Source organism: Novosphingobium umbonatum, from assembly GCF_004005905.1.
Classification (GTDB): Bacteria; Pseudomonadota; Alphaproteobacteria; order Sphingomonadales; family Sphingomonadaceae; genus Novosphingobium; species Novosphingobium umbonatum.
The window spans coordinates 13395-32614 of sequence record NZ_SACO01000022.1 but is presented as its reverse complement, the minus strand read 5'-3'; the positions used below and the strand labels follow the sequence as shown (position 1 = coordinate 32614).

12 protein-coding genes are annotated in these 19220 nt (G+C 59.1%); 1 reads left to right on the top strand and 11 read right to left on the bottom strand.

Going from position 1 to position 19220, the window contains the following annotated elements:
* Positions 1-828: 828 nt before the first annotated feature.
* Positions 829-3726 (top strand): glycoside hydrolase family 2 TIM barrel-domain containing protein, encoded by a 2898-nt coding sequence (locus EOE18_RS17410; protein ID WP_127711903.1) that lies wholly within the window; start codon positions 829-831, stop codon positions 3724-3726.
* 41 nt (positions 3727-3767) lie between these two features.
* Here EOE18_RS17410 and EOE18_RS17405 read toward each other — a convergent pair whose 3' ends face one another.
* From EOE18_RS17405 to EOE18_RS17355, 11 genes are all read right to left on the bottom strand, one after another.
* Entirely contained in the window at positions 3768-4088 is a 321-nt protein-coding gene (locus EOE18_RS17405) for a 2Fe-2S iron-sulfur cluster-binding protein (RefSeq protein WP_127711901.1), read from the bottom strand.
* 40 nt (positions 4089-4128) lie between these two features.
* Positions 4129-5424, bottom strand: a complete 1296-nt coding sequence (locus EOE18_RS17400) for a PepSY-associated TM helix domain-containing protein (protein ID WP_164852811.1) — start codon at positions 5422-5424, stop codon at positions 4129-4131.
* A 67-nt stretch (positions 5425-5491) separates the two neighbouring features.
* A complete protein-coding gene (locus EOE18_RS17395; protein WP_127711897.1) occupies positions 5492-8686 on the bottom strand; it encodes a TonB-dependent receptor in 3195 nt (1064 codons plus the stop codon).
* A 91-nt stretch (positions 8687-8777) separates the two neighbouring features.
* Positions 8778-9734, bottom strand: coding sequence for a FecR family protein (locus tag EOE18_RS17390; RefSeq protein ID WP_164852810.1), 957 nt, complete (start codon positions 9732-9734; stop codon positions 8778-8780).
* Entirely contained in the window at positions 9731-10222 is a 492-nt protein-coding gene (locus EOE18_RS17385; protein WP_127711893.1) for an RNA polymerase sigma factor, read from the bottom strand. The genes EOE18_RS17390 and EOE18_RS17385 overlap by 4 nt, the downstream gene beginning before the upstream one ends.
* A 688-nt stretch (positions 10223-10910) precedes the next feature.
* Positions 10911-11198: a helix-turn-helix domain-containing protein gene (locus EOE18_RS17380; protein WP_127711891.1), complete on the bottom strand. Its 288-nt coding sequence runs from the start codon at positions 11196-11198 to the stop codon at positions 10911-10913.
* Positions 11195-11536 carry a type II toxin-antitoxin system RelE/ParE family toxin gene (locus EOE18_RS17375; RefSeq protein ID WP_127711889.1) on the bottom strand — a complete coding sequence of 114 codons (342 nt, stop codon included), beginning with the start codon at positions 11534-11536 and terminating at the stop codon, positions 11195-11197. The genes EOE18_RS17380 and EOE18_RS17375 overlap by 4 nt, the downstream gene beginning before the upstream one ends.
* 291 nt (positions 11537-11827) lie before the next feature.
* Positions 11828-13267, bottom strand: coding sequence for an IS1182 family transposase (locus tag EOE18_RS17370; protein WP_127711887.1), 1440 nt, complete (start codon positions 13265-13267; stop codon positions 11828-11830).
* 68 nt (positions 13268-13335) lie between these two features.
* The gene (gene mcrC, locus EOE18_RS17365) at positions 13336-14412 is read right to left on the bottom strand and encodes a 5-methylcytosine-specific restriction endonuclease system specificity protein McrC (RefSeq protein ID WP_127711885.1); all 1077 of its coding nucleotides are present in this window, start codon (positions 14410-14412) and stop codon (positions 13336-13338) included.
* Complete coding sequence (locus EOE18_RS17360) at positions 14412-16226, bottom strand: AAA family ATPase (protein ID WP_220446039.1); 1815 nt, start codon at positions 16224-16226, stop codon at positions 14412-14414. The genes mcrC and EOE18_RS17360 overlap by 1 nt, the downstream gene beginning before the upstream one ends.
* Before the next feature lie 633 nt (positions 16227-16859).
* Positions 16860-19061 (bottom strand): TonB-dependent receptor, encoded by a 2202-nt coding sequence (locus EOE18_RS17355; RefSeq protein ID WP_127711881.1) that lies wholly within the window; start codon positions 19059-19061, stop codon positions 16860-16862.
* Between the last annotated feature and the right edge of the window lie 159 nt (positions 19062-19220).

Sequence of the window (19220 nt, the reverse complement as noted above, 5' to 3'; positions counted from 1 at the left end):
TATCGACAATTCGTCTAATTAACCATTCCCCGCGATCCCATCTGGGGGGCAGGCCAGCCGTTTATGACCCAACCAGCTGGCCTGCTATTTCGCAGGATAATTTCCCGCTGTTACGCCAAAAGGCGTAACGTTAACGTCACGAGGCGTTGGTAACGCGCATTTCCCATCGCACACACACCTATCCCGATGGGCGCGGGTCGGCGTCCTGGAATGAGGCGCTGGCCCGCATTTCCCGCCAGTTATGCTTATCGGCGTCCGCGCTTCCTGCGCCAAGCAAGCAGCAAAATTGCAGCACCGCGCATGCATAGCCAATGATGAGACAACCAAAGTTTTGAATTGCGCAATGACGCGGCTTGGGACATTTCTGCCGATCGTCGCCGCTGCCGGATGCGTCCGACTATGCCAAAACCCGCCATTCATCGAACCGTGTATGCCTTCTCAACAAAGGCTTGGCAGGTAGGCGAACCGGGAATACTCCTTTCCGGCCCCCATTTTCTCCAGCGGTCGTACATTCACCGCTCGGTCTACCGCTTCGTCATCGCTCAAGCCGATGGATGATAGCAATGGTCAACGACCAGCATTGCTTCTGAAAATTCGGGCACCAACTGACGGAAATCGCGCTCAAGCGCAAACAAGCTCAACCGCTTGTGCATTAGGACGGCTGCTTTAGGGGCGACGGAACTGCGCCAATGGCGGAACAGGCCATGCCCATGCCGCCTGCATGCATGACGCCGGCGGAAAAAATTCCCTTTTGTTTGGCGACACGATCACCCATAATGCATATATCGAAATTTAATATCATAATATGAACATTCGGAGAGGGCCGGCATGCGAAACTGGGTTATAATCGGGTCGGTCATCGCCGCCACTTCCTTGCCTGTGGCAGTCCTTGCCGCCAACCCGTCAGCGCCAACACAAGTCGCACCGGCTAGCGCCAACACGCTGTCACTAGATGGCCAATGGCAGTTTTCCTTGGCCTTGAATGAGGCGGATGCACAGGCCATGGCCGGTTTTTACGCACTCGGTTACGACGCAAGCCGCTTTGTATCCACCCCCGTGCCGTCGAACTGGGCCTTGCAGGGCTTTGAAGACCCGCATTACAAACCGTTCAAGACCGAGGCATCCCAAGGCTTTTACCGCAAGGATTTTACGGTTCCGGCCGATTGGGCGGGCAAGCGCGTGCTGTTGCACTTTGGCGGCGTATGGTCCTCGGCGGAAGTCTGGGTGAACGGCAAGCCGTTGGGCCGCATCGACAGTGGCTTCACACCCATCTCATTTGACGTGACCAGCGCGCTCAAGCCGGGCGCAGGCAATCTGGTGGCCTTGCGCGTGCGCCAGACCCAGCCCAGCTATCTCTTTGATACCAATGATGACTGGACGCTCGGCGGTATCTATCGCAGCGTGTCGCTGGAGGCCACGCCCATGGCCCGCTGGATTGACAGGGTAGAGGCTGTTCCCCGGTTTGATGCGCAATATCGCGACGCCGATTTGCATGTCAGGGTCATGGTGGGAAGCAAGCAGAAGCGCGATTACCCCGGAAACCTCGAATATAGCGGCCCGCAAACCTATCAATTGCGCGCCACGCTGACCGATACTGGCGGCAAATTGGTGCAGAGCCAGATACTCAGCCTGCCCGCCCACCCGGAAACCGGGCGCGAAACCGCGCTGGATCTGCATGTACAAAAGCCCCAGCAATGGACTGCCGAAACGCCCAACCTCTACAAGCTGACGGTGGACATCCTCGATGATGGCAAAGTGACGCACCAGCGCCAGATCGCTGTAGGCTTTCGGGAGATTTCGACAAAAGGCGGCGTGTTGCGGGTCAACGGGCAAGCGGTGAAACTGCGCGGCGTCAACCGCCATGATGAACATCCCGACACCGGCCGCGCCACCACACCCGAACAATGGCGGCAAGACCTTACCTTGATGAAGGCGGCCAATATCAACTATATCCACCTTGCCCATTATCCGCCCGCCACGGGCTTTTTAGACCTGTGCGACCAATTGGGCCTGTATGTCAGCGACGAGATCCCGATGGGTTCGGGCGGTGACCATATGGACAACCCCGCCTTGGCAGGCGCGGCCATGCTGCGTTCCTATGAAACCGTGGCACGTGACTTCAATCATCCTTCTGTCATTATCTGGTCGGTGGGCAATGAAGACCCTCTGACATCGCTGCACCTGGCGGCGGTGCGCATGGTCAAGGGGCTGGACCCAACGCGCCCGGTGCTGATGCCATGGCGCGCCGAAACCAGCTTGCCGCCCGAAATCGACATTCTGGCGCCCCATTACTGGACCGCGCGCGCCTATGACCAACTTGCCGGGCGCGCGGATCGGCCCATTGTCACCACCGAATTCACCCATGCCTATGGCAATGACGGCTTTGGCGGGCTGGATGCGCGCTGGAAAGCGCTGACCAAGCATCCCTCCGGCGCGGGCGGGGCGATCTGGATGTGGGCAGATCAAGGCCTTTCCGTCCCAAAGCGCGCGCCCGATGGGACAACCACGCATAGCCTGCTGGTGATCCCGGACGGGTTTGACGGCATCACCGATTCCTATCGCAATCCCACCCGTGATTATTGGGAAACACAGGCGGTCTATGCCCCGGTCTATCCGGCGGTCAGCGCGCTGGATGTGGTGGCGGGACAGGCTTTTGCGCGCGTGCCGGTGCAAAATGATTATGACTTCACCGATCTGTCCGCGATCCGCGTGGCATGGCGCCTGATGCAGGACGAAACGGTCGTGGCGCAGGGGAAGTCGGCCTTGGCCGGACCGCCCCATGCTGTGGCATCGCTCGATGTTCCGCTCGATGGTCTGACCGCGACACAGGCCGCCGCAACGACCTATCTCGACCTCGGCTTTAGCCGCGCCGATGGCAGCCTGATTACGCGCCGTTCTGTCGAATTGCGCCATCCTCTGGCCAGCGCGCCCACACCGGGCGCCGGGACTATCGCGATTGACGAAAAGCCCGATGCGGTGATCGTGAATGCTGGCGCGGCACGGTTTGAATTTGACCCGCGCAAGGGCGTGCTGGCCAAGGCGTCAGTGGGGGAAAAGCCTTCTGTGCTGGGGATGCGCCCCACGATCTGGCGCCCGCTCAATGACACCGAACAGGGCATCGTGCGCGGCGAAAAAGGCCCGCCCGATCTGCCCGATCTCAACAGTTTTACACCCAGCGTCACGCAATGGCGCGTCAACCGGTCGAAGGATAGCGTGACGATCCATGCTGTCGTCGACTATCGCGTGGATGCGCAGGACGCGTTCAACGTGACCTATGATTACGACATCACCAGCGCGGGAACGCTCAACTTGCGTTATCGCCTTGCGCCGCAGGTTCGAGCCCAATGGCTGCCCTATGTCGGGCTGGATTTTCAGACCGCTCCGGATCTGACACAGCTTCGCTGGTTGGGGCTGGGACCATATGACGCCTATCCCAATCTGCAAAGCGCGCCGCAACTGGGCCTGTGGCGCGCCGACCGCGCGGAACAGGGCGGCGTCAAGGCTATACGCTGGGCCGAGGTGTCAGGCGCGCAGGGGGTTAAAATTCGCTGGGACAGCCCCGGCTATCTGGCCTATTCCCCGCAGGCGCCCGACAGGCTTCTGGTTCTCTCCGCGCTTTTGGGCCGCCCGGAAAAAGGCCGCCGTCCAGAAGAGCCGGAAGAACGCCTCGACACCGAACAGGGCAAGAGCTTTTCCGGCGAATTGCGGATGACGCTGGGGCTGTGACGGCGCGACCTGCCATGGCGCCTCTCGCCTTTGAACCTAGTTCAATCTTCGGGCGCCAGCGACAGCGCCATGCCATCAAGACTGTCGTCAAACACAATCTGGCAGGACAGGCGCGACTGGGCCGTGCGATGGCTGGAGGAGTCGAGCAGGTCATCCTCATCCGCCGACATCGGTGGCAAACGATCGGCAAAGGCGGGATCGACATAAACATGGCAGGTGGCGCAGGAACAGCATCCCCCGCACAGGGCCAGCAATTCGTCGACGCCCGCGTCGCGGATCAATTCCATGACACTGCTTCCCGAGCCCTTGACGGTGACCGAGGTGGTGTGGCCGCTGCGATCAACGATGGTAAATTGCGACATAAACATATCCTGTGTGATGATTAAAAAGATCAGGCAGCAGTCATTTCCATGTCAGGCCCGCTCGTCCGGTGTCCCGGCGCTTCTTCCACATGGAATAATACATCTCTAGGCCAGAGAGACAGAGATAGAGCAGCGCAAGCCCCGCCAGAGCATGAACCAGATGCCCAGACACCGTGCTGCCGGGCAGCGCAAGATAGTCGCCGCGATGCACCTGCTTGGCCCATTGATGCATCTGCCAGCCCAGCGGTAGATGCGATTCGGGATAACCCGGCTCGGTCTCGGTCACGGGCAAACGCGTCGCGGTGTTGTAGACATGCTGCTGCGTTTCATTGTCGGTGCCGCTGACCACCACGCCCTGCGCCATGGTGCTGTAATAGCGCAGACGGATTACCTTGACCGGTTGGTCGGGCGCCGTTGCACGCTGGGCCGCCAAGGTCGCGGTCAGCATCGCGGGCAAGTCACGGTCGGACAAGGGCGCCGAAGCATCGGTGCCGGGTCCCCATTCGAACTGGCCACCGTGGTTCATCTTGTAAATCTCGATCGACGTCCGCACGAACAGGCCTTCGAAAGAGATATAGGTGCCGCTGGCCGCGATCACGAGCAGGAACAGGGCCGCCGCCACCGAGACGCCGCGATGCAAGGTGCGCCACCATCCCCCCGCTTGCCAGAACCACGCCCCGCGCTTGAGCTTTTGGCGGGCCTTGAGCAGCTTGAAATAGACCAGCGTGCCCGTCACGATCATCGCTAGCAGCCCCAACCCGGCCAGCACCGCGATCACCGATGATGCGAATTGAAGATAGCCAAAATTATGCAAACCCTTGATGGTGTTTCGGAAATTTTCCTCTGGCCGTCCGTTCATCACGATCTGACGGCGCAAAAACGTGCCGCTGACCGGGTTGATATGGAAAAGGTCATTCTTGACCTCTTTATCATGCGCGTCCTGCTCGCCCAACTTGACTCCGCCAGGTTGGGCGACCGGTTTGGCATCGGCGATGAGTTCGGGCTTGCCGCCCACCATGCGCAATTCGACATAGCGCAGCGCCCGGCCATCGGCCTGCGCGCGCGCCACAGGCAAGCCGCGTTCCAGCATCGCAACCAGATCGGCGCCGGCAGACAACGGCGCCGCAGAATAATCAGAAGGAGCAATAACCTCGAAATTGGGTGGCCCGTTAAAACTTTCGCGCAGAGAGATCATCGCGGGATCGCTGGCCGGGGCGTGGGTGAAATAGGAGCGAATGTCCATGCCCTGCATCCACAAGCCCGTGACGGCATAATTTATCATGAATACCACGATCAGCAGCATGACCAATCGGTGATAGTAACGTAGTTTCTGCATGTTGGCCTTGTCCTCGCCGCGTAGCATCAAGCGGGCGACCGGCTACGCGCCAGCCGCCCTTTGCGCCTTAGAACTTCATCCGCACACCGGCATTGAAGTAGCGCCCCACGATGTCATCGCCGGTGTAATAGCCCCCGCTAAAGCCGGGGAAGGAGCCTTGGCCTGCGCTTGCGGCGGGCTGGGGCAGCTTGTTAAACAGGTTGAGGACGTTCACATAGGCATCCGCTGTGGGCAGAATGTGGTAGGTCACGGTCAGGTTCGAATAGCTGGCCGAGGGCAGCTTTGAAACCGAGGTTTCCGATGCCGAAGCGACGAATTTCAGCCCGCTGCGAAAGCGCGTCATCCAGTCGACGGTCACGCTCTTGCCCAGATCATAGCTGGCGAACACCGACGCCCGCCACACGGGTCCACCCGCGTTTTGGCTGCCAAAAGCGAAGCCGGCGCTTTCCTCGACCGCAAGGCCGGGGATCGATTGATACAGATGCGGCTGCCATGACACCAATGCCCGCAACGCCAGCGGATTTTGCCCCAGTTTCGTGCGGAAATTTGCCTCGACGTCGGCGCCCCAAGTGTGCTGCTGGGCGATGTTGACCGGCAGGTTGAGATACCATTTGGTGGCCGCATTGGCCGGCGTGGTGTTCGAATAGGCCAAAGGACGCTCGATCAACGCGCATAGCGAGGACGTTCCAGCGCTGGCATTGCACGCCTGCTGTACGCGCGGATCGGACCCGAACAAAGGCACGATCGCGTTCTTGATGACAATATCATAGGCATCGACCGACAGGCTGAATTTGGGCGTGGGCTGGAAAATAAACCCGGCGGTGGTGGTATAGCCAAATTCAGGTTGCAAGGTGGGATTTCCGCCCGTCTGCGTCAAGGCAGGTGTGCCGGTGTTGGTCAGCATGTCGAAAAAGGGGATATGATCGGTGGTGGCCGGTGCATACAGATCGATCAGCGTGGGCGCGCGGAAATCGCGCGACCGCGCGGCGCGAACGGTCAACTGGTCGCTCACTTTCCAGATCGCGCCAATCTTCCACGTCTGCGCGCCATAGGTGTGGCGCACATAGGGGTCGGTGGCGGTCAAACTGCCATTGTCGCTGTAACGGGCATGACGAAACGCCAGATTGAGCGAAAGGTTGCGGATGAAGCGGGCATCGTTGACGAGCGGAATGTTGCCCTCAAGCGCGATCTCGCCCACGGTCTCGCTGACCGGGGGACGGTTTGACACGGCGGTCCCTGCCTGCTGGGTTTGTCCGGGGTTACAATTGTATTGCAGCCCGGTGCAATTGAGCGGCGCGACCGTGCCGGGCAGCGAAGTGCTGACCAGACTGTAGGTTTGGCGGCGCAAATCCCCCGCCAAAGAAGCGGTCACCGGCCCGGCCCATCCCTCGAACAACGGCCCGTTGATCTGGGCCGAGGCGTCGACAAGGTTGGTGCTGGTGCGGAACACCGACTGCTGCATGATGTAGTTGACCGCGGCGGGGCTTTCCGAACCGGGGCCAAAGACATTGAGCGGAACGCAGCCGGGATAAAGCCCGGCATTGGCCGTTAGCGACACCTGGCAAACGATCTTGCCGCTGCTTGGGTCTTTCACCGCATCCAGCGCGGCATAAAGACGGCCATAATTGACGTCATTGTTCTGCACATTGCGCGAAAAAGCGTGGCCTGCGGTAAAGGAGGTTTCCCACTTGAACTTGCTGAACGCACCTTCAAGCCCGGTGTTCACGAACCACTGTGATGTATAGTCCGCCGCAGTTGTGGGAGGCACCACGCTGGGATCCCACAGCTTGTTGAAGGTAAAGGTCGACTGGCCTGCATTGAGCAAGGCGGTCTGATAAGCGGGTGCCAAAAAGGCATTGGTCGCGCTCAGATTGACATAGGACAGCTTGTTGTTCGAGCCGATCGCATAGCTATCCTCGATAGTCCCGGCGCCGGTGAGATAAAAATGCAGTCGGTCGTTGAAGTCGAAATCGAACCTTTCGTAAATCTGGTGGAAATTAAGCTTCGTTTTCAGCGAGGAGGAGTTGTAATAGCCGCCATCGCCGCCGATCTGCACACCGCCCGAACTGGTCGCTGCGCCGCTGTTGAAGGGGGCCAGAACACCGCCCGCCAGAAACTGCATACCCGCCAGCGGGCTGTTGCCAAAGCGCATGATACGCCCGCCAAAGGTGGTATCCTGCATTGTCGCACCCGCCACGATGGCATAAGGGCTGGCCGTGGTGCCGCTGCCTTGCAGCGTATATCGGCCCGCCGTGATCGCCCGGCTTGAGCGATTCATGATCCCGCCGTCATAATGGTGCTGATAACTGCCTTCGATATGGCCGCGCCCGTCGAACAGGGCCATGCCGCCTGCGATGCCCAATTCATGCGAGGGATCGTCGCCATATTGCGAGATGCCACCCTGTGCCTGCAATTTGAGCCCGTTGAATTTGCGATCGGTCACGAAATTGACCACGCCCGTCACGCCGCCCGATCCATAGACCGCCGAAACGCCGCCCGTCACCACATCAACGCGCTTGAGCAACATCTGCGGGATGAGATTGATGTCGACCGCCCCATCCGACTGGGTGGGCGGCATACGATGCCCGTCATAAAGGATCAGCGTGCGCTGAGCACCCAGCCCGCGCAGACTCAGCGCGCTGACGTTCGAATTGGTCTGCCCTGCGGCCTGCGGGTCGCTGGTTACGCCGGTCGAACCGGCGAACTGGGGCAAGCCCTTGAGGCCCTCGAACACGGTCGTGGGATGGGTGGCGACAAGCTCGGCCACCGACACCTGCGTAATGGGCGTCGGACTATTTTTGACACTGGTGGCCAGACGCGACCCTGTCACAATGATGTCTTGCAGCGATGCGGTTGGCGCATCGGCCTCGCGCGTCGCCTGATCCGCCGCGAATGGGGCAGCAGTCGATACAGGCTCCCCCTGCAAGGGCATCGCGGTCACAGCCTTGTTGCGCACGACAAGACCGCCCCGGCCATCGGAAATGCTCTCTAGCGGCGTGCCGCGCAGCAGAAGGCGGACGGCCTGCGCCACATCCATCGCACCGCTGACCTCTGGCGCCCGATAGGCGCGCACGGTATTGGGCGTGAACAGGATATTGGTATGCGTTTGGCGCGCGACATCCTTCAGAGCCTGCTCCAGCGACTGAGCCTTGACCTGCACAGGCACGCTGGACTGCGCCAGCACCGACTGGCTGCTGATGGCCAGCAAGGCAACACTACCGATTAAATGATTGCGCAAGGCAATCCCCCTCCCCAACGTCATATATGTCTCTCCCTTTGCGCGATTTTCGCGCTCTGACAGGAAGGGGACGCTGGGCCTGCGCTTTTACCTCACCCCCCGGATGAAAAAATTCTCATGCGGCGGAATGGATCTGAATTTTTTCGGATTGAACGGTCACCGTAACCGGCAAAATCTTTTGAATCGATTGGGCAAAGGCGAGATTGTCCCCCGCGCGATAAACGCCGCTGATCTGAAGCTGGGCGATTTGCGGATCGGCGATCACCAGCTTGACCGTCGAATAACGGTTCATTTCCTCGACCGCATCCATCAACGCTTCACCGTCAAAATTGAGTTGCCCAGCCTTCCAGGACCGTTCTGCATCGACATCAGGTTCATCAATCCGGGCGGCAAGATGCTCACCGGCCACCAACCGCTGCCCAGCCACCAGACTAGCGCGCGGTATCGTCGCGCCCGATGTGGCCACCAGAGCCTTTCCAGCAATGCACAGCACCTGAATACGTCCATGATCGGCACGGATGTCGATATCGGCATGGGAGGTGATGATGGTGTTGTTGGCCGCCGTCACATCGAACAGACGCGTGGCATCGGGGGCAACATTGACGCTACAGCGCCCATGAACAAGTTCAAGCGAGCGCCGCGCATCGCTATAGCGCACCCGGATCTTCGTGGCGGTGTCGAGCACGACCAGCGTGCCATCATGAAGCGTCACCGTCTTTTGTTCGCCAAGATCGGTCTGATAGACCCCCGCCAGTGCCACTTGCCAGTAGCCCATACCACCGGCCAGTGTCAGGGCCGCCAATGCCCCGCAGACAACCCTCCGCCGTGATACCCCCGCTGGCCGCGCCTGCTCCAGATCGATGCGATAAGGGGAACGCCGGGCGGATCCGGCCAGTTCCCATGCCTCGGTCAAATGTTCAAAAGCGTCGCGATTGGCAGAATCCGCGCTGATCCAACGACGAAAGCCTTCCTCGTCGGCGGCGGAACAATCATCCCCATGCAGGCGGGCAAGCCATACGGCCGCCTCCGCATCGGGGCCTCCCGGCTCATCCTCTGCCATCGGTTTTGTCACGCGTCCCGCTTCTTGGCCCATTGACCAATAAATAGGGCCGCCTTGGCAATATGCTTTTCCACGGCACTCTGGCTGATACCCAGGCGCTCGGCGATCTCGCGATATTTAAGATTGTCCAATCTGTGCATCTCGAAAATTTGCCTTGTTCGCGGGGTCAGTTGATCCAAACACTGCTGGATATAGTGTAGACGCGCACGGGTCTCAAAAACCTCATCCTGCAAAGGGCTGGAATCGGCCAGTTCCAAACATATTTCGTCAAAATCCTTTTGAGTAAAGCGTTCTTGCCGCCTGAAGCCATCGATGGCAACGTTCCGGGCCGCCCGGATCAGAAAGGCCTCGTTATCATCGACACAATGGTCGCGGCGATAGCGATGCAGGCGCAAAAAAGCCGAATGCAAGGCATCCTCCGCATCGTCATGATGGACGTTGCGGCGGATCTTGGTCAGCACTCTTCGCCAAAACCGCTTGTCGCGCAATTCCTCTTCCATCCGCGTTTGCCTCCCCACGCGTGATACGCCCCATCATCGCTTCTCATTGTTGCGGCACAGCAGCCCTATCGATAGGCCGGCGCCATTCATTCAAATAGCGACAGGGCTGTTAGCAAGCAGGCCAAGACCATGGTTTCGGGACGCTGGCGTCGGGCGAAGCGCCAATCATAACCTTATGGCGAGTGGCCACGCCCCTGCGTGAGGGGCGACTTGCCCAGGTCTTCGAACAGTCGATGCGAAATTGTAGATCCCCCAACGCTGGTGGTCGATGGGAACGGGATCGTCGGTGATAAAGGGCAGGCCAGCATAGGCCGGCGTGGCCAGCCCGGCGCACAAAACGGCGAATAGGGCGAAACGGAAACGCATTGGCGACAACATCAAACCTGCTTTCTGGCGTTGGTGATGTTGGCTGTATGGGCCGCGAAACTTAACTGAGACTTAGAACTCCTGCGACAAGCTGGGGATGAGGCTTTCTGCGGGTTTTGGCAGGCACCAGTTCGCGCATTTTCAACACGAGCCTGCTCCCATGGAGGGGGGTGTTGCGCACGCAGCGGCTGGTTTCTGCGCAAACTGACATTCCCCGCACCGCTTCGGAGCGTCGCATTTTGGTCGGTGACTGCGGAAAATGTTAGACATTGCGGACATTCAGGACACCATTTGGGGATGTCATCGCCCGCCCGCAACCACCTCAGCGCAACAGTTCGCTCACCAACGATGGCTTCTTGGCGATCATCGCCAGCAGCACCTGGGCGGGGCCGGTCGGGCGACGACGGCCATGCTCCCAGTTCAGCAGCGTGCCTTTTGCAACCCCAATGCTGCGGGCAAAGGCACCCTGGGACAGGCCGGTGCTGGCACGGATGGCTGCCACATCGACAGCAGGCACTTCCACATGGTGGACGACGGCACCCGTTTCGCGGCCTTCCGCGAAGGCCAAAGCCTCGGTCAGGCCTTGCTTGATGCTTTCAAAAGCGCTCATGATCGATCTCCATAATGCGCGAGCAGAAGTTTTCCGAGCGCGATCAATTCCGCCTGCTCAGCCCTGCTCAGATTGTCTTTCTCGTTCTTGGCGAACACCGTGACCAGAAAGATCGGCATCGCCACACCCCCGAAAACATGGATCGTCCGGTAGCCACCGCTCTTGCCGCTGCCCTCGCGAGCGATACGGGCCTTGCGCAAGCCACCGCCCAAGGAAACACCTGCTTCTGGATTTGCGGCAATATAATTCACCAGTGCGGCGCGCTCATCATCGGACATGATCGCCTTAGCCCGTCGCAGAAACTCGGGCAGTTCCACCACGGTCTGCAAATTAGTCATAGGCGCCTTTTATATGCCAATGACGCATGGGTCAATGGCGTGTGCACACACAGGAACTCTCAACAACGATGGCCAGGTCAAAGCAGCACCGGAGCGCCTATTTCGCAAATCATGCCGAAGACGGCATGGTGGCCAGCCCTATGACGGCTGTCGGCGTAAGCAGGCGCTCTTGCCACCGCACTGGAACGACGTGATCTGGTCGAGGCTGTGTAAAAACGCGCCAAGGTGAAGGTGGTAGATTTTAGCGCGATGGCAGGCTGTGCATGATTTTGCTGAAGACGCGGGCCGCGATCAGGTCCGGATCACTGCAATGAGTGGCTGGACGCCCATCATCTGGATCATCCGCTTCATGTTGTAGGCCAGCACGCACAAACTCATCTCGGTCCTGACGTTTTTGAGTGTCTTGGTCAGAAAGTGGGTGCTGCCCATCCAGGATTTGAGCGTGCCGAACACGTGTTCGACGGTTCGTCGCCGGATGCCCATGGCATTGGGTAACAAGTCGAGCCGCCTTTGCATGGCGTCGATGACGGCCTCATGCTTCCATCGTTTGACGCGCTTCACGTATTCAGTGGTACAGCGCGGCCGCAGGACGCAACTCAGGCAGGCTCTCAGGTTGCGGTAATGGTCGATATCGCCGTGATGGTCCGACCGTGCCCGCGCCTTGGTCAGATGCTCCCCTGCCGGGCAGGTGTAATGGTCGTGGTTGGCGTCATACACGAAGTCAGCCTTGGTGAAGAGGCCGCGCTGAGCTTTGCCGGAGGTGTCGGTCCTGGGCACGCAGGGGAGAATGCCGGTGCCTTCGCATTCCAGCACCTGCTCGCCGTTCATATAGCCGCGATCGGCCAGGACGGTGATTTCGGGCGCGCCGATGGCCGCTTGCGCTTGCCGGCCCATCGGCGCGAGTTGCGCCCGATCATTGCCCTCGTTCACCACTTCGTGCGCGACAATGAGGTGGTGTTCGGCATCCACCGCTGCCTGCAGGTTGTAGCCGACAATGCCAGTGCCGCGCCCGCTGCTGTTCATCGACCTGGCATCCGGATCGGTCAGGGATACTTGATGATCAGGCGAAGCCTCAACCTGTGCGGCCATTTCCTTCAGGAACCGCATCTGACCGCGCAAGCCTGCGATCTTCTCGCGGATCTGTTCGACCCGCGCTTGCGGAACGTCGCTGGCTTCGCGATCGGCACGGTCGAGTGCCGCCAGATACCGGTCGATGCTGGCCTCTACCTGCTCGATCCGCTTGGCAGCTTTGTGCGCCGTGTAGTTGCGGTCCCGGTTGTTTACCGCTTTGAACTTGCTGCCGTCGATCGCGACGGTCGCCTGTCCGAACAGGCTCAGCTGTCGGCAGAGAACCACAAATTGGCTGCAGACAGCCCGAATAGCATCACCATTATCCCGCCGAAAATTGGCGATCGTCTTGAAGTCCGGTGCCAATCGACCGGTCAGCCACATCAGTTCGATATTGCGCTGCGCCTCGCGCTCCAGTCGTCGGCTCGACTGGATCTTGTTTAGATAGCCGTAGAGGTAAATCTTGAGCATCGTCGAAGGGTGGTACGCGGGGCGCCCGGTCTGTGCCGGCGTCGCTCCGGCGAAGCCAACTGCCACTAGGTCCAGTTCGTCGATGAATGCCTCGACAACCCGTACCGGATTGTCGTCCGCGACATAATCATCCAGTGACGCTGGCAGCAAAAAGTCTTGCCTACGATCCTGTTCCTCGACGAAACGGCCCATCGCGAAACCTCCCGAATAACCGGGTAACACTACCATAGAATGGCGTTTTTACACAGCCTCGGTCGGAATCAGCCGTTCCGTGTATGGATTATGCCCCCCAATTGCGCCTCAAAGGCGGAAGGTATCGCCATCAAATCAATCGTCTTGGCGCGCATTAGATGCCCTTGGACAGCCATCGCCTCATCGACGGCGTCTCCGACCTGCGGGTGCAAGAGGATACCCTCGGAGCACAGGCTGGCCCGATCATCCGCCAGTTCCTGTGTCCGCAGATAAGCGTACATCTGGTACAGGTAGCCGCTCTTGAGCATGGCCTCGCGGTAATCGGACTTGGTGAAGATGCGGGTGAATTTGGTGTCGATGACGATCCTGCGCCCAAGCGCTATATGGTTGAGTTCGATGTCAGTCTGCATGCCAGGTAGGATGGAGGCCATGCCGTCGGTCCTTTGGTCGCAGGGCCATTGTATTCTGCGCCCCTGCTTCACCGTCCAGCCTTCACCAGCGAGTTGCAACCGTAAAGCGTTGCCCACCGCCCGTTCGAATAGGCGCCTGACAAGATGCTCTTGGTCCACCGGTAAAGCGCCTGCCACTGCCCCTGCCGCTTGGGATGGGATGAGTGCATCAAACACCATAGTCGCCAGAGCAACCATGAACCGATCAGCGGTTTCGTTACGTCCGATCTGATCAGTGGCCATTTCAGCTCGAGATGGGCGGGTGGCTGACACACCAAGGCGACCGAAATCTCCGGATGCCGTTCGGCACCGATGGGCAACATCCGCGTTCGTTATCCTGCCCGCCAAACGATCCAAGGCGGCACGAACAAGCCGATTGCGCGGCGTGTCCATGGTATGCTCGTCGAAAGAGCAGGCGATTTGCCCACGATCCATGAGCTGTCGTGTCTCGGTCTCCAGCAGATCAATCCTGCCCCGGACGCGCGACAAGGTTGCCGATCGGACCCGATAGCCTCGGCTCAAATTTCTGCGCAACCGTTGATCGACGACTGTGGTCAACAGGCGCCCGAGGAGTTCTGGCAAATCGCGGGCTGCCTCGACATCATGGTCGAACCGATCCCGTAGCTGCACCATATCCGCCGCGTATAGAAAGAGCAGCCAGATATTCCGGAGCGGGATTGCCCCGTAGGTCGACATTACAGCCCAGCCAACAGCTTTGCCGCAGCCTCATGCGACCGATCGGGGGTGTCGAACCAATACTCGCTGAGCAATGGCTCGATTTCGGTCTGGACGATCTCGCGAAACCAGTCGTGCGGGCTTTTGACCGATTGCCCAGGCGTGACAAACGAATGGCCGACCTTGAATTGTGGCCCCAAGGCTCGATCCTCTGAAATTTCCTCGTTGAGCGCGCCGAGGCGATCCCTGACCAGTTCAACGAAATCAACAGGCAGGTCTCGCTGGGCGCACCAGCTTTGCCAGGCTTCGTTGAGTAGCGGCTCCAGAGTGACAAATGCAAAGCGGCGCCGAAGGGCGAGATCGACCAATGCCAGTGACCGATCAGCAATGTTCATGGTGCCAATGATGTAGAGGTTATCCGGCACATGGATGCGCTCGCCCGGCACTTTGCGATAGGCGAGTTCCATCGCATCCGCCCTGCTGCGCTTGGTGTTTTCGAGCAAGGTCAGCATTTCGCCGAAAACCTGCGCGGGGTTGCCGCGATTGATTTCCTCGATGATCAGTACGTGCTCGACGTCAGGTTGCGCTTTCGCCGCCTCGACGATTTGCAGGAAGACCCCATCGCTGAGCGTTAATTTCCCTTCAGCGGATGGCCGGTAGCCGCGCACAAAATCTTCATAAGACAACGACGGATGGAACTGGACCGACCTTAGCTGATCTGCTCGCGGTGAATGTTGCCCGATCAAAGCCCGCGCCAAGCGCTTAGCAAGCCAGGTTTTGCCTGTTCCGGGCGGCCCCTGAAGGATAAGGTTCTTTTTTACGCGCAGTCGCTCCAGCCATGCGGCGAGATCCGCCTCCGCCATAAAGCCGCCCTCCGCCATGATGTCGGCTATGCCATAGACATCGACAGCTTGGGCCTCATCTTCGGCCTCATCCGCTTCATCGTCGCTTTCCGCTTCACTCAGCGGGTCGACGTCCGGGGCAAAGCGTTCAATCCAATACGGGTGAGCCAGAAACTTCCCGTAATCCTGATCCGCGCCTTCAAACGTGAAGGCCACCAGCTGGCGAGCCATATCATCATCTTCAAACCGCGCGCGAGAAACGGTGGTGCGATAGGTATAGAGATACCATTCTCGCGGTTCCGCGAGGGGTTGCCAGTCGACATCAACCGTGCTGCCATCACCACGATTGGCCGTAATGGTGCCAATGGCCCTGATTTTCATCGCACTGACTGGGCGCCCTCGATTCTCAAAAGGCACATTGTGCTTACGGACGTAGGACGACTTGATCGCGATCCGATCGCCCGGCTTCATCTGACGGACGAGGTCAGAGAATTTATCATCGGAGCCGTTTTGCCAAATACCTTCACTCAAGAAGCGGTCCGTCTGATCGCCGCTGTCTCCCCACCAGTGGGAGCCCACAAACCAATAGCTGACCGTGGTCGCTGCCCCCGCATCTTCGGGCGCTTGCTGCTCATCTTCATCCCGGGGCAGTGAAGCTTGCACCCCTTTGAAAATTTCAGCGGCCTGTTCTGCGGTAAGGTGCGTTGCCCTACCGGCTTCCGTCAGCCCCCAGATTCCGCGCTGGGGAGCATACATCAGCCCAGCCTTAGTCAGGTAGAACCTCGCCCAAGCAACCCGGTTCTCGAACTTGGGCCTGCCATTCTTGTTCGCCTGCTGAAGGAATTCATCAGGAACGCTGTAGCGCTCGATTATCGCGTCAAAGATCTGTTTTGGCGCTGCCTTACCACCCAAATCACGCAAAATGTCCAACATGGGACCAAAATAGCTGACAAACTGGGGGGCTCCAGCGATCTTCTCGTCGTAAATCCCCATCAGCCTCTTTCCCATTCAATGCAGCCACGAATCGCAAACGGCGGAAAATGCACATTTTGCCCGCTAATTCGCTCCTGATATGCCCCGCTGTAATATTGTAAAGTCGGCGCATAAGGCAGGCACCTGAATGGAGGGCGGCTTTGGCACCCGTTTATTGGGCCGGCGGTGACCGCATTCGCTGCAACAGCGATCAATGGGGCGCAGTGCGTGGAATGACCGGTATTGGCGTAGACTGACGATCCAAGTAATGCATCGGAACGTCGTGGTCTGGTCGGGTCACGCCAGCAGCAGAACGCGGTGTCGTGGGACCTTGTTGCCGTTGAAGCGGCTTGGTCCGAGCTGCGCCTTCGGGCAAGAGCGGTCGCCCCAAACGAAATCCAGATGCGCCTGTTTACGGCGATTATGTCGTGGCCTCTGGAACGGAAGTTTCAAAGATCGAAACTGGCCGAAACGGACATCGGCTTTTGGCTATGGGCCAATAGGTAGGAATTTATCCGATTCTCGCGGTGCTCTGCCCTTAATCCATCCAGCAGGCAGATTTTTGGGCGCCGGTCTACAAGCCTCGCCTGCGAACACTTAAAAAGGGGCACTCCCGAATTGCTGGGAATACCCCTTCCCTAAGCATTAACGTCGTCAGAACTTGAAGCCACCACGCAGCCCGAACGTACGCGGGGCCTGGAATTCATACTCGTTGGTGTTCGAGTTGAAATTCCGGATCGCGCGCGACAGGACCACCTTGTCGGTAAGGTTGCGGATGAACAACTGGACCTGCCAGACCCCATTGTCCGGGGCATAGGTCATCGACGCATTGCCAAGGAAATAGGCGCCAGAGCGAGTGTCCGCATCGTTGAACACCGTGTAATAGAACTTCGAGGAATATTTCCCGTCCACACGCATCTTCACCTTGCCCGATCCAAGGGCAAAGCTCTGCTCGACCGCTCCGCCCAGCACAAAGGACGGGGCATTGGGCAGCATGTTTCCGCCAATGTTGCGATTGACGGCATTGTTGGTGTTGGAACCTTCCGACACGGTGATGCCGTTGTCAAAGGCGGTATGCAGCCATGCGGCATTGAGATCGATCCGCGTTGCCTGACTGACCAGCGCGGTAAATTGCGCCTCGGCGCCATAGATCCGGGCGCCGCCGGTGTTGAACACCTGCAGGAGATTGTTGGCGATCTGGTTGGCCTGATAATTGGTATAGATCGTGTAGAAGGCCGACGCGTTGAATTGCAGAGTGTTTCCGGCAAAGCGGTTTTTCGTGCCGATTTCAAAGGTCTTGACCTTCTCGGGCTGATAGGTCGTCACCCCGGTTGTGGCCGTGTTGAAGCCGCCCGATTTATAGCCCGTATCGAACTTGGCATAGACCATCGTCCCCGCGCCGGGCGTATAATCGAGGCCAAGGTGATAGCTGGGCTGCTGATCGTGCAGCGTGCCATCGCCCGAGGTGATGCTGGCCGGGGCGCCAATGAAGGGGCTGGCCAGCGCCTTGAGGAAGGTCATGTTCGTGCCGGTGCGGACTTTGTCATCCCACGTATAGCGCGCGCCCGCGCTCAGCCGGAGCTGGTCCGTCAGACGCAGGGCGGCCTGACCGAACGCGGCCTGCGATTTGCTGACCACATCAAAGTTGAAATGAATGCCATAGACACCCGCCTGACACAGATTGTTGAGCGGGCCGCCCGGAGCAAAAGCCCCCACGCAATCCAGATTGATGATGCCATTGTCGATCACGCTGTGTTCGCGAAAGTTGAAGTAGCCGCCCTGAATCGAGAATTTGCGCTCGGCCGGTGTCGAGATCCGCACTTCATGGTTCCAGGTCTTGGGCATTTCGCTGTTGCGGAACTGGCGCGTTGCCGGATAGCCAAAGGCGGGGTCAGTGCCGTCCAGGGCATGATTATAGGTCAGGCTCTCATAACCGCCCGAATAGACCAGCGTGGCGTCAAGAGGCAGTTGGTCATAGGTCATTTCCCAGCGGAAACGATCGGCCTGCACCTTGTTGTAAACCGGCGTGAAACCGGGGAACTGGTGGGCATTGCCAAAATCGGGCATCGTTTTGATCGGCGCCTTGAACACCACCGGCCCCAATTCATCGATGCCATCATGCTGATACGAACCCCACAGCTTCAGGCCCGTGGTCGGCTGGACCGCCAGTTGCGCGCGGATGGAAGCGCCGTTTTCGTCATTGCCGCCCTGATTGATGCCTGTGCGGAAACGATAGGAATCATGGTGCCGAAAGACGCCCGATACCCGCGCCTGAACCATATCGGAAAAGGCCAGATTGACGCCCATCTCACCGTTGAACGCACCGAAATTCCCGACCTCGGCCGAGCCATAGCCGCCAATGGTCTTGCCCGGACGATTGGTGATGATGCTGACAAGGCCGCCGGTCGAATTGCGCCCGTTGAGCGTGCCCTGCGGCCCTTTCAACACTTCCACGCGGGCAAGGTCATACATGCCCAGTTGCAGCGAATAGGGGCGGTTTGTGAAAAACCCGTCCCGCGCCACAGGTACCGAGGGATCGCCGATTTCGGTCGTATCGGTCGAGGCAATGCCGCGAATGGCGACATAGGCCGTGCCGTTGTTGCTGGTGAAATTGACGCTGGGATCGACCGCGGCAAGGGCCGCGACATTGTTGACGCCCTGATTGGCCAGATCGGAGCCAGTGTAGATCGTCAGGGCAATGGGCGTTTTTTGCGCGGCGGATTCGGTGCGTTGGGCCGTGACGATAATTTCCTGCAAACCGCTGCCCTTGGGGGCCGCCTGCGCCCATGCCGCGCCCGGTATCGCGCCTGCCATCATCGCCGTGCCGGCAAAAAGGAATATGCGAGTATCGATCATGTCTCTCCCCTTGTTCCGTCCTGTTGTTGATTGCCCGGTGCATCCTGTGTTGCGGATGGCGAAAGGTCCGGGCTGGACGATCAAGGAGTGACAATCAGAACGTCATAACTCAATATCGTATTGCATATTACTATCATCACTGTAATTGATGATAGTTTT

What these genes read in the sequence shown, in the direction of transcription:
- EOE18_RS17410 (WP_127711903.1), top strand. Translation starts at nt 829, where the DNA reads ATGCGAAACTGGGTTATAATCGGGTCGGTCATCGCCGCCACTTCCTTG.
- EOE18_RS17405 (WP_127711901.1), bottom strand. Translation starts at nt 4,088, where the DNA reads ATGTCGCAATTTACCATCGTTGATCGCAGCGGCCACACCACCTCGGTC.
- EOE18_RS17400 (WP_164852811.1), bottom strand. Translation starts at nt 5,424, where the DNA reads ATGCAGAAACTACGTTACTATCACCGATTGGTCATGCTGCTGATCGTG.
- EOE18_RS17395 (WP_127711897.1), bottom strand. Translation starts at nt 8,686, where the DNA reads ATGACGTTGGGGAGGGGGATTGCCTTGCGCAATCATTTAATCGGTAGT.
- EOE18_RS17385 (WP_127711893.1), bottom strand. Translation starts at nt 10,222, where the DNA reads ATGGAAGAGGAATTGCGCGACAAGCGGTTTTGGCGAAGAGTGCTGACC.
- EOE18_RS17380 (WP_127711891.1), bottom strand. Translation starts at nt 11,198, where the DNA reads ATGAGCGCTTTTGAAAGCATCAAGCAAGGCCTGACCGAGGCTTTGGCC.
- EOE18_RS17375 (WP_127711889.1), bottom strand. Translation starts at nt 11,536, where the DNA reads ATGACTAATTTGCAGACCGTGGTGGAACTGCCCGAGTTTCTGCGACGG.
- EOE18_RS17370 (WP_127711887.1), bottom strand. Translation starts at nt 13,267, where the DNA reads ATGGGCCGTTTCGTCGAGGAACAGGATCGTAGGCAAGACTTTTTGCTG.
- mcrC (WP_127711885.1), bottom strand. Translation starts at nt 14,412, where the DNA reads ATGTCGACCTACGGGGCAATCCCGCTCCGGAATATCTGGCTGCTCTTT.
- EOE18_RS17360 (WP_220446039.1), bottom strand. Translation starts at nt 16,226, where the DNA reads ATGGGGATTTACGACGAGAAGATCGCTGGAGCCCCCCAGTTTGTCAGC.
- EOE18_RS17355 (WP_127711881.1), bottom strand. Translation starts at nt 19,061, where the DNA reads ATGATCGATACTCGCATATTCCTTTTTGCCGGCACGGCGATGATGGCA.